Here is a 15341-nt window from a genome sequence, read left to right as displayed (position 1 = left end):
ACTCGCTCTCGCATCCCCTGCGACACCGACCCACGGCGCTTCACCCCCGACAGCCGCCGTTCGGATATGACACGATGGGAGCCCATGACGGAGGGAGTACTGTGAGCGCCCAGAGCTGGACCCCTGCCCCGAGGAAGGGCATCATCCCTCTGCACCCCCTGACATTCGGGATGCTGCTGGGAAAGGCCTTCGCAGCCCTCCGCCACAACCCCAGGGTGCTGTTCGGCTTCGCGGTCGTCATCCAGCTCATCGCGGTGATCGTGATGGCCTCGGTGATGGGCGTCGTCCTGTTCACCACCTTCTCGCGTCTCGAGACGGTGTCGCCCTCCTCCCCCGATTTCGAAGCGGTGTTCGCCGGCACGATCCTCGCCAACATCCTCGCCGGTCTCGCGGTCGGCGTGGCATCCGTCGCCTTCACCGCTCTCATGCAGGGTGTGGTCGCCGCCGAGGTCGGATTCGCGGCCGTCGGCGTCAAAGCGTCCCTCGGCATGCTCTGGCGCAAGATGGCGCCGTCGTTCTGGCGGCTCGCCGCATTCTCCGCCCTCGCGGTGCTGTTCGTGTTCGGGCTGATCGCCATCGTCGTGGGGATCATCGCCGCGTTCGTCGCCGGCGGCGTCGGCTCCACCCCCGAGCTCGTCGGACTGATCGTCGTCGTGGTGCTCCTGATCGTCGCAGCGAGCATCCCCCTGACCGTGTGGCTGACGACGAAGCTGCTGCTCGTCCCGTCGATCCTCGTGCTCGAACGCGCCACATTCCGCGCCGCGCTGGTGCGCTCCTGGCGGCTGACCAGAGGACGCTTCTGGGTCGCCTGGGGCGTGACGGTCCTCATCAGCATCATCATGGGTCTCGCGATGCAGGTGGTCGGGATACCGGTCTCGCTGGTGAGCAGCCTCTTCGGTTCGATCATCGCGCCCACGGGTTCGCCCGACGCCGGAGAAATCCTCGGATTCGTCCTCGCGATGCTGGCGCCGCAGATCCTCCTCCTGGTGCTGCAGGCCATCACTCTCGTCGTGCAGAGCACGGCATCCGCGCTCGTCTACCTGGATTGCCGGATGCGGTACGAGGGCCTCGATCAGACGCTCATCGCCCACGTCGAGCGACGTGAGCTGGGATGGAGCGACGATCAGCTGGGAGATCCGTACGCCGTCGACCCGAGCCGCGCCGTCAGCAGCGCCCCGCCGCCGCGGCAGACACCCGAATATGCGATGACACCCGCGCCCTACGGCTACCAGCCGTCACCGTATCCGGCCCCTCCCGCCGGCCACGCGTATCCCGGACAGGCGACCCCCGGCCACGCGTATCCCGGACAGCCGAATTCGGGACAGCCGTACCCGGGTCAGACCTATCCTGCTCCGCCGCCGCCCGCCGCGACGCCGCCTGCTGCGACCACGTATCCCCCGCAGCCTGCGTCCACGGCAAAGCCCCCGACCGACAGCCCCTGGGCCGCGCCCGGCTCCGACTCGGCATGATCGGTTGGCACTTCGAGGTCTTCGTCCCGGATGGGGATGAGGCTCGACGCTGGGCCGAGGAGGAGCTGTCGAACCCGCGCTACGCCGACGCCAAGCCCACCTGGTTCGACCTCATGGCGCGCGACATCGGCCGCTTCATCGCCGACCTGTTCTCGTCGGGGAACGGCGCCGACATCGGCCCGGCCGCGCTGATCATCGTGAGCGTGGTCATCGTCGCCGCCCTCGTCACCGCGCTCATCATCTGGGGGCGCCCGCGCGGTTCGAGAACGATCCGGCGTTCCCGGGGCGACCTGCTCGGCGAGAGCGATGACCGCTCGGCGGCGCAGCTGCGCGCCGACGCGGAACGCAGCGCTCGCGCCGGCGACTGGGACACCGCGACCATTCTCCGTTTCCGCGCGCTGGCGCGCGAACTGCTCGAACGCGACCTCATCGATCCTGCGCCGGGCGCCACCGCGCAGGCGATCGCACGCGAGGCCGCGGCCTCATTCCCCGCCGAGGCGGCTGCACTGCGCGACGCCGCTGTCGCCTTCGACGACGTCCGCTACCTCCGGCATCCATCCGATGCCCAGCGATACGCGCAGCTCGCCGCGACGGATGAGCGGATGCGCAGTGTGCACCCCGAGGCGGTGCCGGCGTGAGCGGTGTCGACACGTCGGTGGACGCGCCGTCGACGGTGGAACGCGACCCGGGGAGGATGCGCCGGGTCGGGGGCTGGGCGCTGGTCGCCATTCTCGTCGTCGCCGTGGCGCTGGTCGCTCTACGGGTGAGTGCGACCGCCCCGGACGCGCACGGCGGGATGGACCCCGAGGGCAGAGGCGACACCGGCACCCTCGCGCTCGCCGAGATCCTGCGCGATCAGGGGGTCGAGGTCGAGACATTCCGGTCGCGGCACGAGGCCCGACGTGCCCTCGGCGACGACACGACACTTGTCATGACCAACCCCTACACACTGTCCGACGAGGCCGTCGCTGAACTCATCGAGCCCGCCGAGCGCGTCGTGTTCCTCTCGACGGGCACGCACCTGCTCAGGGAGCTCGGGATCGGTGAGGCGGCAGCCGGGAGTGCGGCGTCGGTGTCGGCGGACTGCGCGGCAGCCGAATTCGCCGAGGTCGGCAGCATCCGCCCCGACCGGCTCTTCACCCCCGCCGACGGCGTCGAGGCCTGTTTCGGTGACGCCGACGGTGCCGCTGTCCTCATCGATGACCGAGGCGAGCGATGGCAGGCGGTCGTCGAGGGGACGAAGCTCTTCAGCAACGCCTACCTCGCCGAGAACGGCAACGCCGCGCTGGCGCTGGCGCTGCTCGGTCAGACCGAGCGCGTCGTCTGGTACGTGCCGACGTTCGGCGACTCCGACCGCGAGGTCGACCAGCCCGAGACGCTCGGATCGCTCACCCCGGGCTGGGTCACGCCCGCGATCCTGCTGCTCATGATCGCCGGCATCGCCGCCGCGGTCTGGCGGGGACAGCGGTTCGGCCCGCTGGTGGCGGAGACGCTCCCCGTCACGGTGCGCGCATCCGAGACCATGCACGGCCGAGCACGGCTGACCGCGAAGGCGGCTGACTCCGCGCACGCCGCCGCCGCGCTCCGCGACGGATCGCAGCGCCGCCTCGCCCGTCGTCTGGGACTTGCCGCGCACGCACGCGTGGACGAGGTCGCCGATGCAGCCGCCGACCGCCTGCGCGTACCCCGCGGATCCCTGCAGGAACTGCTCGGCGGACCCCTCCCGTCCGACGATGACGGCCTCATCGATCTCGCCCGACGGCTCGGCGAGCTGGAGGCCGCGGTCGCCGAGAGCCGAGACTCTCCCCGCTCAGAATGAACCGCACCACCACCGTCCACTCATCCGAACGGAAGCCGAGGACACCACGTGACCACTGACAACCTGACTCCCGACGACGCGGCGCTCCGCAACGCCATGCACCGCGTGCGCACGGAGGTCGACAAGGCCGTCGTCGGCCAGGCCGGCACGATCACCGGCCTCCTCGTCTCCCTGCTCGCGCGCGGGCACGTTCTCCTCGAGGGTGTCCCCGGCGTCGCGAAGACACTCGTTGTGCGCTCCTTCGCGCGAGCGCTGGGCCTGGACACCAAGCGCGTGCAATTCACGCCCGATCTCATGCCGGGCGATGTCACGGGCTCGCTCGTGTACGACGCCCGCACCGGCGAGTTCGACTTCCGCGCTGGTCCCGTCTTCACCAACATCCTGCTCGCCGACGAGATCAACCGCACACCGCCCAAGACGCAGGCGGCCCTTCTGGAGGCGATGGAGGAGCGTCAGGTCTCGGCCGACGGCACCAGCCGCACCCTGCCCGATCCTTTCCTGGTCGCCGCGACCCAGAATCCGATCGAGCATGAGGGCACCTATACGCTGCCGGAAGCTCAGCTGGATCGCTTCCTGATGAAGCTCGTCGTGGGGATGCCGGAGCGCGATGCCGAGGTGTCGGTGCTGCGCCGGCATGCCGAGGGCTTCTCTCCCCGGGACCTCACCGGCGTGGAGGGGGTCGTCAGCGCCGACGAGATCCGGTCGGCGCAGGCAGCCGCCGGTCGCGTGGAGGTCACCGACGACGTGCTCGGTTACGTGGTCGATCTCGCACGGGCCACTCGACAGTCTCCGTCGGTCGAGCTCGGCGCGAGCCCGCGCGCGTCGACGGGACTCCTCGCCGCCGCGAAGGCATGGGCGTGGCTCAACGCATCGTCCGCGGTGACGCCCGACCATGTCCAGACGATGCTGGTGCCGGTGTGGCGTCATCGGCTGCAGCTGCGGCCGGACGCCCAGATGGAGGGCGTTTCCGCGGATGCCGTCCTCACCTCCGTCGTCCAGCAGACCAGGGTGCCGATCTAGGTGTTCGTCACCGGCCGCCTCGCCGCAGCTCTCGCCGTCGGCGTCATCCCGCTCGTCGCCTTCGGGATGGCGGGCTTCCCGCCGTATGCGCTGCTCGGAGGATGGGTGGGGCTCTGCGCGCTGCTGGTCGGCATCGACGTGGCGCTGGCCGCCGATGTGCGCACCGTCGAGGTCACGCGCCGGGTGCCGAGCCGAACGCGGCTCGGCGAACCGGTGCCGGTGAGCATCGCCGTGCACAACCGCGGCCCGCGCACCCTTCATGCCCTGATCCGCGACGCCTGGCAGCCCACGGCAGGAGCGGGAAGCGAACGGCAGCGCCTCACGGTCCCGCCCGGCGAACGCCGCCGCGTCGCGATCCCCCTGCTCCCCCGCCGCCGCGGCGAGCTGGTGAGCGAGTTCGTGATGATCCGCTCGCAGGGCCCCCTCGGCCTCGCCGGCAGGCAGGCGCGCCATCGGGTGCGTGGCGCCATCCGTGTGCTCCCCGCCTTCTCCTCCCGCAAGCACCTCCCATCGCGCCTGGCGCGGCTGCGAGAACTCGACGGCAACACCAGCATCCAGGTGCGCGGTCAGGGCACCGAGTTCGATTCCTTGCGCGAGTACGTTCGCGGCGACGATGTGCGCTCGATCGACTGGCGCGCCACCGCACGCGCCGGCACCACCATGCTGCGCACCTGGCGCCCTGAGCGCGACAGGCACGTCGTCATCATCATCGACACCGGGCGCACGGCCGCGGCCCGCGTCGGCGACGGCACCAGGGTCGACGCGTCACTCGAAGCAGCGCTCCTCCTGGCGGCCCTCGCATCTCGGGCGGGCGATCACGTACATCTGCTTCTCTACGACCGGGTCGTGCGCGGCCGGGTGACCGGAGTCGACGGCGCCGCTCTCCTGCCCGCGATGACGGACGCGATGGCACCGGTGCACGCGCGCCTCGTCGACACCGATTGGCATGGGGCCTTCGCGGCCGTGCGCACGCTCACCACCCGACCGTCGCTCATCGTGGTCCTGACCGCGCAGGACGCGGCGGAGTCGGCGCGCGGCTTCCTCGGCGCATTCCCCGACGCCTCGCGAGCCACCACGGTTCTCGTCGGCTCTGTGACCGACGATGCGGTGGCAGACCTCGCGCAGCGGCGCGGTTCCCGCGAGGAGATCTATCTCGCGGCGGCCGCGGAGCGCACACTCCGTGATGCTGAGAACGTGGCCGATGCGATCAGGCGGGCAGGCGGCGAGGCGATCGCCGCCGACCCCGAGGCGCTGCCCCCGATGATCGCGGACCGCTATCTCGAACTGAAGGCCGCCGGTCGCCTCTGAGACGCACCGATTGCCGCAACGCACGTGTCGCCGCGTGACGGCGCACCGCGCGGCCTCCTGAGAGCGACCCGGGCGTCCCCTATGCTCCGGTGTTGGGCGAGCCCGCATCTCTGCGCTATGCCTCGCCTTCCCAATCCCAAGGAGAGACCATCATGACCGACACCAGTACGGAAACGCCGTCCACCTCGGCCAAGCTCACCGCGGAAGCGGTCGGCACGTTCCTCCTCGTCCTCGGAGTGATCAGCACCGCTCTGTTCGCCGCGGGTTTCGGCGAGGGGACGGACGCACACAACAAGGGGGTGGGATTCCTCGGCGTGTCGCTCGCCGTCGGTCTCACCGTCGTCGCGGGTGCCTATGCGTTCGGCCCCATCTCCGGTGGACACTTCAATCCGGCCGTCACCGTCGGCGTCGCCGCCGCCGGGCGTCTGCCCTGGCGCGAGGTGCCCGGCTACGTGATCGCGCAGATCATCGGCGGCCTCGTCGCGACGACCCTGATCTTCCTCGTCGGTCTCTTCGGCCCGGAGGGGTGGCTCGAGGCGCAGCGCAGTGCAGGCTTTGCGAGCAACGGATTCGGCGACGCGTCCCCAGGCGGCTTCGGACTCGGCGCGGCCATCGTCGTCGAGATCCTGTTCACGGCCGTGTTCCTCATCGTGATCCTCGGCGTGACGCACACCAAGCGCGGCAACGCGTTCGGCGGACTGGTGATCGGTCTCACACTGACCCTCATCCACCTGGCGATCATCCCGATCGACAACGCCTCGGTGAACCCCGCTCGCTCCATCGCGACCGCCGTCTACGGCAACACCGATGCGCTCGCTCAGCTCTGGGTCTTCCTGGTGTTCCCCGTCATCGGCGCGCTCATCGCCGGCTTCGCATACACGGCGATGTTCGACGGGGTGAGCAAGCCGACGTTGACGGGCGCGACTCGGGCCTGACCCGCCGGGTCTCTCCGGTCAGCCGGCGACGAGGCGAGAGGTTCCCGCCTCGTACTCGACGAGGTCGCCCCGCTCGCCGCGGCGATACGCGCGTCCGCCGACGACCAGCATGTAGATGAGGAAGACGGCGAGCGCCGCTGCACCGATGCCGATCTTGACCGGCCACGGCAGCGCCCATCCGGTGACGAAGCCCTCGACGAGTCCCGCGAGGAAGAGGGCGAAGATCAGCCCGATCGCGACCGTCGCCAGCGAGCGCCCCTCGCGCGCCAGAGACTCGCCCCTGGTGCGGTGCCCCGGCGCCACCCATGACCAGAAGACGTGAAGGCCCGCGGCAGCGGCGACGAAGATGCAGGTCAGCTCCAGCATCCCGTGCGGGAGGATGTAGAGGATCATGACGTCCGCACGATCGTGGGCGGCCATCACCGCTCCGCTCATGCCGAGACCCATCGCGTTCTGGACGATCATGTAGACCGGCCACAGCCCGGTGACGCCGAAGAGCACGCACTGCGCGGCGATCCAGGCGTTGTTGGTCCACACCATCCCGGCGAAGACCGCCGCTGGGTTCTCGGTGTAGTAGCCGGTGAAGCTCTCGTCGGCGTACTGCTCCAGCAGATCGGGCGGACCGAGCGTCGCGACCAGCTCGGGGTCGCCGGCGATCCAGGCGGCGGTTCCCACCGCGATCACGAGGAACACCGCAGCGATCACCGCCGTGGTCCAGCGCAGATGGTAAAGGGCTGCCGGCAGCTGCTGTGAGAAGAACCGCGCGAGCTGTGTGAGCACGTTGTCCGAGGCGCCGGTGAGCCGCAGCCGCGCACGCACGAGGATGGTCGACAGATACGCGCCCTGCGGCGTCTCACCGACCGAGGTCTTCAGCTCGGCGAGATCCGCCGACGCCGCACGATAGCGGACGATGAGCTCGTCGACTCCGGCACCGTCCAGGCGCGCGCGGCTCAACTGCTCCAGCCGCTCCCACTCGGGGCGGCGGGCATCGCTGAGCGCATCGGCATCCACCTGATTTACTGTACTCATGTCCGCCTCGATCGACCCCTCCGATGAAGTGCTCTCCGGTGAAGCGGTCGCCATCGATGTGCAGCCGATCGGCTTCCTGCTGCGCGCGGTCGGGGCGATCATCGACATGCTCCTGGGCTTCGCGCTCTTCATCCTGTGGATCTTCCTGCGCATCTGGCTTCTCGACGCCGGGATCCTCGACGAGGCGACCGACCGGATCGCGACCGTCACCGCTCTCGTGGTGAGCTTCGTGATCCTGCCGATCGCGATGGAGGTGGCGCTGAAGGGACGCAGCCTCGGCAAGCTCGCGGTCGGGGGCCGTATCGTGCGCGTCGACGGCGGCGCGGCCGGCTTCCGCCACGCGTTCATCCGGGCGCTTCTGGGAGTGCTGGAGATCTATATGACCCTCGGCGGGATCGCCGTGCTCGCGGGCGCCTTCAACTCCCGCTCGCAGCGACTCGGCGACATGGTCGCCGGCACCTACTCGCAGCGCGTCCGCACTCCGAAGCTCGTGTCCCACGTGCCGCAGCTGCCCCCGGCCCTCGCCGGCTGGGCGCAGATCGCCGACGTCGCCCGTCTACCGGATCGGCTCGCGAGGCGCATATCGCAGTTCCTGCAGTCGGCCCCCCGGATGGCTCCGGCCGCGCGTGCGAGGGTCGCTCACGATCTCCTCGCCGAAGCCGCCCCGTTCGTCTCGCCGATGCCGCAGGCGTCGCCCGAACTCGTGCTCGTGGGCATAACGGTCCTGCGCCGGGAGCGCGAACGGCGCGCTCTGCTGAACGCCGACAGCCGAGCCGAGAAGCTGACGGGGCGCCGCGTCGGCGTGTGAGAGCGTGGGTTCAGTACCGGTAGTGCTCGAGCTTGTAGGGGCCGGCCACCGGGACGCCGATATAGGACGCCTGTGCCTCGGTGAGCTCGGTGAGCTGCACCCCGAGGGCCGGCAGATGCAGCCGCGCGACCTTCTCATCGAGAGCCTTCGGCAGGGTGTGCACGCCAGTCGGGTAGGCGTCGATGTTCGTGTACAGCTCGAGTTGTGCGAGGACCTGGTTGGTGAACGACGCGCTCATCACGAATGACGGATGTCCGGTGGCGTTGCCGAGGTTCATCAGGCGCCCCTCGCTCAGGACGAGCACGCTGCGGCCGTTCGGCAGCCGCCACTCGTGCACCTGCGGCTTGATCTCGATCTTCGAAGCACCAGGGATGTTCGCAAGACCCGCCATGTCGATCTCGTTGTCGAAATGTCCGACATTCGCCACGATGGCGAGGTGCTTGAGCGCGAGCAGATGCTCGGGCGTCACGACGTCGCGATTGCCGGTGCCGGTCACGACGATGTCGACGTCGCCGGCCACATCGATCAGCCGCGCCACCTGGAAGCCGTCCATGGCGGCCTGCAGCGCGCAGATGGGGTCCACCTCGCTGACGATCACGCGCGCTCCCTGCCCGCGCAGCGCCTCGGCCGCCCCCTTGCCCACGTCGCCGTATCCGCAGACGAACGCGACCTTGCCGCCGATGAGCACGTCCGTGGCGCGGTTGAGACCGTCGGGCAGTGAGTGGCGGATGCCGTACTTGTTGTCGAACTTGCTCTTGGTGACCGAATCGTTGACGTTGATCGCCGGGAAGAGCAGCTGCCCGGAGGCTGCGAGTTCGTAGAGGCGGTGCACGCCGGTCGTGGTCTCCTCCGTCACCCCGATGATTTCCTGCGCCACGCGCGTCCACCGGGACGGGTCGGCGGTGATCGAACGCCGAAGCAGGTCGAGGATGATCGAGTACTCGTGCGAGTCGGCGGGCTCGGCATCCGGGACCACTCCTGACCTCTCGAACTCGACCCCCTTGTGCACGAGGAGGGTGGCGTCTCCGCCGTCGTCGAGGATGAGGTTCGGCCCCTCGTGCCCGGTGGAGGACCAGTCGAAGATGCGCTCCGTGCACTGCCAGTATTCCTCGAGCGTCTCGCCCTTCCATGCGAAGACCGCGACCCCCACAGGCGCGTCGACCGTTCCCGACGGGCCGACGACGACCGCGGCCGCCGCCTCGTCCTGCGTGGAGAAGATGTTGCAGCTCGCCCAGCGCACCTCAGCGCCGAGAGCCGTGAGGGTCTCGATGAGAACGGCGGTCTGCACGGTCATGTGCAGCGAGCCCGCGATACGTGCACCCTGCAACGGCCGGGCGGCCCCGAACTCTTCTCGAAGCGCCATGAGACCCGGCATCTCGTTCTCGGCGAGACGCAGCTGGTGGCGTCCTGCCTCGGCGAGGGACAGGTCGGCGACGCGGAACTCGAGCTCTGGCATGGTTCCGATTGTCGCATCCGGAGGTGCGGGTTCCTCACCCTGAGGCGCAGTGTGACGCGTGAGAGCGTCGGCACCGCGCGAGCGGTGCGCCGCGTCCGCTCGACGGCTCAGGCGCGCAGAGCCTCGTGCCGGACGATGAGCCAGCCGGCAGGCACCGACACCCGGTCGGCGTGCGGGGAGCAGAGGTCGTGCGCGTGAGGATGACTGGCGATCCCGAGCGGGCCCAGGGCCGCCATCTGGTCGCCGTAGTCGTACGTGATCGTCGCCACGGCTTCTCGCGCGCAGCCGACCTTCGAGCAGAGTCGTCCGTCCATCACCGTCAGCGTACGTGGGGCGAGAGGCGACGGACGGATGCCGCGCCGCGCTGTGGGAGGACCGCCTAGACTTTCGTCATGCCTCGTCGCCGCACCGTTCGCGCCTCTGCAGCACCGCGCCGCGGTGCGCGCCACGGCCGCCACGGCCGTCTCGGCCGCAGCGAGGTCGTGCGTCCTCCGCTCGCACCGCTGGAGGCCCGGATCGACCGGTTCGATCTGACCGTGGGAACGGCCGTCGAGTTTCTCCGCGGCACCTGGCCCGAGCTGCAGGAGGTGCGTTTCGAGATCGGCGCCATGCCCGGCTACGACGCGACCGACCAGGTACCGCGCTGGTTCATCGATCGCGAGGCGCGCCGGATCGTGCTCTTCCGCCTGCCGATCGAACGGCTGCTTCCCCCGGGGCATGATGACGGGGCGCATCGGCGGATGGCCATCGAGAGCGCTGTCTTCCGCGCCGCGGCGGAGTACGTCGGCCGCGAGCCGTGGGATCTCGGTCACGATCACTGAGTCCGTCCGGGCCGCGGCCCGGGCGCCCTCATCGAAGCGGCCTCAGGGATAGACCGTGACGGTGTCCCCCGCGCCCGCCGGCGGCCATACCGGCCACGCGGAGAGGGCACCCGCGGCGCTCATCGTCAGCGCCGCATGCACGACTCCGGACGGGCGCACCGTATAGACGGTGTCCGCCTCGACGGCGACGGCGACGGACTCGCCCGCCGGCACGGTGATCGTCTGCACGTCACCGCCGTCGAGCGGTTCGACGACGACCGTCGCCTGCGCGTCCGGCGCCCCTGCGAACTGCATGGTGGGGGCGGGACCCGCGGGAACCGCGACGAGAACTTCCGTATCGATCTCCGGCGCCGGCATCGCCCACGCGAAATCGGTGCCGCGGCCGACACCGTCCTGCTGCCTCACCGCGGCGAGAATCGGCTCGCCGGCATCGACTTCGACAGTGTAGGCGCCGGCGGGCAGGCTGCCGAGCGACACCTGCGTCGGCAGGTCAGCGGTCAGCGGCACCGCGAACTCGGTGGCGACGGCGGATTCCCCCACCGGTTTGACCACGACCTTCGCCTCGGTGCCGGCTTCCGGGGCGAGCATGCGCAGAACGGTCATCTCAGAATCGTCTCCGGCGCTCGAGAAGACCTGCACGCCCGGAATCACCGGGTGCTGCTGAGGCCCGGCGACCGAGTCCTGGAGGTCGATGCCCGCTGGGTCGAGCGTGCGGGTCAGCACCGACTGGAGCATTGCGCGAACCGGTGAGCCGACCGAGGTCACACCGACCACCGGTGCCTGATTCCCCGGCGCGATGGAGGTGAGCGGCAGAGCGACCTGGGTCGCGGCCGGCACCACGACGTTGCTGGAACTGAGGCTGTCGCCGAACACCGTCAGGGTGACGGTCGCATTCACCTCGCCCGGGTTGGTGAGGATCACGAGATCTTCCGAGCCCGTGGCGACGCTGCCGCCGACCAGCCACGACTCGGTACGAGGCTCGCGGCACGGTGCTGAGGCGAAACCGGCGAGATCGTCGGCAGCGATGGAGAGGGATTCGGCGGCGCCGATCAAGGGAGCGCTTCTGCCTTCGACGGCGCCGGTGAGCGCGGTCAGTTCGCCCGAGTCCTCGAGCCCTGCCATCGACAACGACGCGGACTGCGGCTCACCGGCCGAGGTGCCCGCTGTCAGTTCGGGTTCGCCGGCGGACACCATCCTGAGCGGATCCGCGGGGAAGCGCCCGATGGCCCGGAAGTCTCCCCCGCACACCTGCATCGTGTCACCGGGAAGCGGCGTGACCTGCGCCTGAGCGGGAGAGTTCGTCACCGTCGGCCACGGGGCGGCGATCGCCGCGATCACGCCGACGACGCAGGCAGCGGCCACCGCGGCACCCGTCAGAACGCGGGCGCTCGTCGCGGCGACACGGAAAGCACGTTTCGCACTCATCGATCCTCCTCGGTGGGTTGCGTCGCAGCGGCGGCACGCACCTCGCCGGTGTCGCGATCGTCCTCGGGTGCCGGCGCCACCTCGGATTCCGGCACCTCGTCGGACTCGACCGCTTCGGCGGACTCCAGCGCGTCGTCGGATCCCGGCGCTTCGCCGGACTCGACCGCTTCGGTGTCTGCCGGGGCGATCGGGTGCTCGACGTCTTCGGGTTCGTCGCGCGCGTCGTCGATGCCCTGGCCCGTCACGATGTCGTCCTCCGCGGCGCCGGCGTCATGAGCCGTGCCTCCGACGATCGGTTCGTCGAACTCCTCCGCCTGACGCGGCAGCACCAACGGCTCGTCGGGCGCACGCCCGACGACGCGCGACAGCGCTCGCGATGCGCGCCGCGACGCTCTGGTCGGAATGGACAACAGCAGCGCCGCGAACACGGCGACCAGCTGCAGGGTGATGAACAGTCGCGCCGTCGCGGTCTCGCCCGGCGACATCGCAGCCCGTGGCGACGTCTCGGCCTCGAGGCGCCAGAGCATCCCTCTATCTGTCGTCCCCGCCGGCAGGAACCCCGCCCGCTGATCGAGGGAGGTGACAGCGGCGGTGCGGAAGCTGCGCGCCCTGTCGCTCTCGCCGCCGGGCACCTCGGCGAGCAGCACGTGGCTGATGCCGTGAGCTGCGAGTTCTCCCGGTGCATCGAAATCGCGTGCCGAGAGCAGATCGACAGCGAGAGAGGTGATGTCCGCTCCCCGGATCTCGGTCGCCGTCGAGAGCATCGTCGTCTGCGCCCCGAGGGTCTCACTCGTCCCCCACGCCACCTCGGCGGCGAGACCGCCGTCGTTCTGAGGCGTCAGCACCAGCGTCCCGATCTCGCGATCGCCGGCTGCGAGTGCTGCGACGTAGGCGGGAAGAGTCGACCGAGGTCCGTCGGTGAGAAGCGAGCGATCCGCGTGGAACGCGGTGAGGGCGGGGAGCGCACAGACCGCGAGGGCGAGCCCGGAGGCCGCGGTCGCAAGCAGCCGCAGTCGTGGCAGCGTGACTGCCGTGTCGAGGGTGACGAGGGCCGCTCCCACCACCCCGATCCAGGCGAGGCTGAGCCCGGCGCCCGGCCAGATCGCCACCGGAATCCCCTGCGAGAAACTCACCTGCACTCCGACCGCCATGAATGCGGTGGCGAGGCCGGCAAGAGACACGACGAGAAGGGTGATCCCTGCTCGCCAGCGGGGCGACACCGCGGACGCGAGCGCGAGCAGTGCCAGCGGTGCGCACAGCAGCGGCGCCCAGACGGCGATCGGGGCGCGTTCGGCGAGGGACATCCATCCCGCCAGGTCGGATGTCGGAAACCCCGTGGCGAGGGCGAGACGCCCGGCGGCATCCGCTGTGGCCTGGGGGCCTGCCCAGATCAACCCCGGGTCGCCCAGGAGCGCCCAGGCGCTCCCGTGCTGCACCTGCCACGCCACGAGCGGAGCGAACAGCGCCACCGCCGGCACCGGGATCCAGAGCAGCCGTGCGGCGCCGCGGATGCGAGCGGTGCTGAGGACGAAGCCGAGCGCGACGACCCACAGCAGCACCAGCGCGGGCGCCAGCGACGGCGCGCACGCGAGAACCGCACCGAACAGCAGGGATGCCGCTCCGGCGGCCCCCCACGAGCGATGAGCGACCACGGCGGTGTGGAACAGCCACGGCAGCAGAAGATGCACCATCACCGCGGCGGGGCGTCCGTCGACGAGGGCGGTGAGGAACGTGGGCGCGAGCGCCCACGCGATGCCGGCGAAGATCCGCAGGCCTGCGCGGTCGCTCACTCTCGTCGCCGCGAACCAGCCGCCGAGCACGGCGAGGGGCAGCGCGAGCACCCACAGCAGCACGAGCGCGAACGACGGACCGGCGGGCCAGAGCGATCCGAGGACCGCGAGGACGCCGGCGAACGGGTCGGCGGGGCCGATGACGTCGACGCCGAGCCCGCGCACACCCCACGCGGCATCCTGCCAGAGCGCGGTGACCGTCTCCCTCAGCGGCAGCAGGCCGCCGCCGCCGAGGACGGGCCATGCGAGCAATGCGGTGAATGCGCCGACGCTGACGGCGAGCGCTGCGAGCACCGTCCATGCACCGCCGCCCGAGAAGAACCGGAGCTCGCTCGCCGCGCCGCCCTCGCTGCCGTGGCCGTCGTCGAGTCGACGGCGCAGCTGTGAGCGGGAGACGCGCAGTGGCGCGATGCTCGCCCAGCTCGATGTGCGGAAGGCTTTGATGTGCCGCCGAGATCGCGCGACGGCTCCGAACCTGACCATCGCCGTCAGAGCCGCTCCCCATTCCGAGAACACGGATTCGGGGCGTTTGCCGATCAGGTCGGTGATCGAGCGCCAGAGCGCCAGCGGCAGCAGCGTCAGCCAGTGCAGCGGAAGAGCGATCGCGGGGGCGTATGCGAGGCGCCGGTGCAGCTGCGCGAGCCGGGTGACGTACGCGCGGCGGGACCGGCTGCGAGGGAGCGCTGCCGGACCGTCGGGGTGCACGGAGACGCGCGCCGACGGCGCGAGCACGACCCGGCCACCGCCGAGGCGCGCGCGGACGCCGAGATCGAGCCCCTCGTCGGCTCCGGCGAGCGCGGAGTCTGGCCGCAGCGCGTCGCGCACCTCGGAACGGATCAGGAGGCCGCGGACATCCGCGCCGAGTGCATCGTCGGCCGCGTCGTGCTGGCCCTGGTCGAGTTCTCCCGCTGCGAGTTCGACGGATCGGCCGAGCGTGGTCATGCTCACGCCGAGCGAGGCGATCATGCGATCGTCGTCGGCGTCCACGAGCTTCGGCGCGACCATCGCCGCCGAGGGCGAGCGCTCGAGGGTTCCCGTGAGCCGCTCGAGGGCACGGGGGTGCGGCGCGGTGTCGTGTGTCAGCAGCCAGATCGCACTGCCCTCTGCCACGCGGGGGCGCGCGAGTTCCACGGCCTCGGCGAACGAGGTGCTGCTGCGGGCCTCGATGATCCCTTCGACCGTGTTCGCGACCGTCTCGCTCTCTCGGGCGCTGGCCGCGCTGCCGCACATCACCAGTGTGATCGCGGCGGGCGGGGTGCTCTGGGTCCGCAGCGCATCGAGCGTTCGGAGCAGTTGCGCTCGGGCTGTGGCTCCGGGGCGCGCGACGATGATGGCATGAACTCGGGCTGGCATGGCGTGGTCAGCCTAAGCGGGAGCGGCACCCCGGTGCAGGAGCGTACGCGGCGCGCCTGCGAAGCTGTGCGCCCAGGAGCCGGCCGCTCACCCCTGCTCCGCGTACGG

At 70.6% G+C, this 15341-nt stretch carries 13 protein-coding genes; 8 read left to right on the top strand and 5 right to left on the bottom strand.

The features are described from left to right. Positions 1-101 precede the first annotated feature (101 nt). The 6 genes from RIN18_RS07210 (at position 102) to RIN18_RS07185 (ending at position 6551) form a co-directional block, all read left to right on the top strand. Positions 102-1469, top strand: a complete 1368-nt coding sequence (locus RIN18_RS07210) for a hypothetical protein (protein ID WP_309103274.1) — start codon at positions 102-104, stop codon at positions 1467-1469. Continuing rightward, a complete protein-coding gene (locus tag RIN18_RS07205; protein WP_309103273.1) occupies positions 1466-2107 on the top strand; it encodes a DUF4129 domain-containing protein in 642 nt (213 codons plus the stop codon). Before RIN18_RS07210 ends, RIN18_RS07205 begins: the two co-directional genes overlap by 4 nt. After that, positions 2104-3288, top strand: a complete 1185-nt coding sequence (locus RIN18_RS07200; protein WP_309103272.1) for a DUF4350 domain-containing protein — start codon at positions 2104-2106, stop codon at positions 3286-3288. Before RIN18_RS07205 ends, RIN18_RS07200 begins: the two co-directional genes overlap by 4 nt. A gap of 96 nt (positions 3289-3384) precedes the next feature. Then, entirely contained in the window at positions 3385-4308 is a 924-nt protein-coding gene (locus RIN18_RS07195; RefSeq protein ID WP_309103317.1) for a MoxR family ATPase, read from the top strand. Next, positions 4309-5616 (top strand): DUF58 domain-containing protein, encoded by a 1308-nt coding sequence (locus tag RIN18_RS07190; RefSeq protein WP_309103271.1) that lies wholly within the window; start codon positions 4309-4311, stop codon positions 5614-5616. Positions 5617-5768: 152 nt separating this feature from the next. Then, positions 5769-6551, top strand: coding sequence for an aquaporin (locus RIN18_RS07185; protein WP_309103270.1), 783 nt, complete (start codon positions 5769-5771; stop codon positions 6549-6551). 18 nt (positions 6552-6569) lie between these two features. On the opposite strand, the gene RIN18_RS07180 is transcribed toward RIN18_RS07185, so the two are convergent. Then, positions 6570-7562 (bottom strand): stage II sporulation protein M, encoded by a 993-nt coding sequence (locus RIN18_RS07180; protein WP_309103316.1) that lies wholly within the window; start codon positions 7560-7562, stop codon positions 6570-6572. 16 nt (positions 7563-7578) lie between these two features. Between RIN18_RS07180 and RIN18_RS07175 the strand changes: the two genes are divergently transcribed. Further along, complete coding sequence (locus RIN18_RS07175) at positions 7579-8388, top strand: RDD family protein (protein WP_309103269.1); 810 nt, start codon at positions 7579-7581, stop codon at positions 8386-8388. A 10-nt stretch (positions 8389-8398) separates the two neighbouring features. Here RIN18_RS07175 and ahcY read toward each other — a convergent pair whose 3' ends face one another. Both ahcY and RIN18_RS07165 read right to left on the bottom strand, forming a co-directional pair. Beyond that, positions 8399-9844 (bottom strand): adenosylhomocysteinase, encoded by a 1446-nt coding sequence (gene ahcY / locus RIN18_RS07170; protein WP_309103268.1) that lies wholly within the window; start codon positions 9842-9844, stop codon positions 8399-8401. 107 nt (positions 9845-9951) lie between these two features. Next, positions 9952-10158 carry a DUF3499 family protein gene (locus RIN18_RS07165; protein WP_309103267.1) on the bottom strand — a complete coding sequence of 69 codons (207 nt, stop codon included), beginning with the start codon at positions 10156-10158 and terminating at the stop codon, positions 9952-9954. A 78-nt stretch (positions 10159-10236) separates the two neighbouring features. Here RIN18_RS07165 and RIN18_RS07160 point away from each other — a divergent pair, with 78 nt between their 5' ends. Continuing rightward, a complete protein-coding gene (locus RIN18_RS07160) occupies positions 10237-10665 on the top strand; it encodes a hypothetical protein (protein WP_375163507.1) in 429 nt (142 codons plus the stop codon). Positions 10666-10707: 42 nt separating this feature from the next. Here the strand turns inward: RIN18_RS07160 and RIN18_RS07155 are convergent, their stop codons facing one another. Together RIN18_RS07155 and RIN18_RS07150 are read right to left on the bottom strand one after the other, a co-directional pair. Continuing rightward, positions 10708-12090: a DUF5719 family protein gene (locus tag RIN18_RS07155; protein ID WP_309103266.1), complete on the bottom strand. Its 1383-nt coding sequence runs from the start codon at positions 12088-12090 to the stop codon at positions 10708-10710. Further along, complete coding sequence (locus tag RIN18_RS07150) at positions 12087-15233, bottom strand: glycosyltransferase (RefSeq protein WP_309103265.1); 3147 nt, start codon at positions 15231-15233, stop codon at positions 12087-12089. The genes RIN18_RS07155 and RIN18_RS07150 overlap by 4 nt, the downstream gene beginning before the upstream one ends. Positions 15234-15341 lie beyond the last annotated feature (108 nt).

The organism is Microbacterium sp., assembly GCF_031179285.1.
In the GTDB taxonomy this organism is placed as follows: domain Bacteria; phylum Actinomycetota; class Actinomycetes; order Actinomycetales; family Microbacteriaceae; genus Microbacterium.
Note: the sequence above shows the minus strand (reverse complement) of the source record. Positions and strands in the feature narration are given on the sequence as shown.

Coding starts and splice junctions, on each gene's coding strand:
- RIN18_RS07205 (WP_309103273.1), top strand. CDS start 1,466: ATGATCGGTTGGCACTTCGAGGTCTTCGTCCCGGATGGGGATGAGGCT.
- RIN18_RS07195 (WP_309103317.1), top strand. CDS start 3,385: ATGCACCGCGTGCGCACGGAGGTCGACAAGGCCGTCGTCGGCCAGGCC.
- RIN18_RS07185 (WP_309103270.1), top strand. CDS start 5,769: ATGACCGACACCAGTACGGAAACGCCGTCCACCTCGGCCAAGCTCACC.
- RIN18_RS07175 (WP_309103269.1), top strand. CDS start 7,579: ATGTCCGCCTCGATCGACCCCTCCGATGAAGTGCTCTCCGGTGAAGCG.
- ahcY (WP_309103268.1), bottom strand. CDS start 9,844: ATGCCAGAGCTCGAGTTCCGCGTCGCCGACCTGTCCCTCGCCGAGGCA.
- RIN18_RS07165 (WP_309103267.1), bottom strand. CDS start 10,158: ATGGACGGACGACTCTGCTCGAAGGTCGGCTGCGCGCGAGAAGCCGTG.
- RIN18_RS07160 (WP_375163507.1), top strand. CDS start 10,237: ATGCCTCGTCGCCGCACCGTTCGCGCCTCTGCAGCACCGCGCCGCGGT.
- RIN18_RS07155 (WP_309103266.1), bottom strand. CDS start 12,090: ATGAGTGCGAAACGTGCTTTCCGTGTCGCCGCGACGAGCGCCCGCGTT.
- RIN18_RS07150 (WP_309103265.1), bottom strand. CDS start 15,233: ATGCCAGCCCGAGTTCATGCCATCATCGTCGCGCGCCCCGGAGCCACA.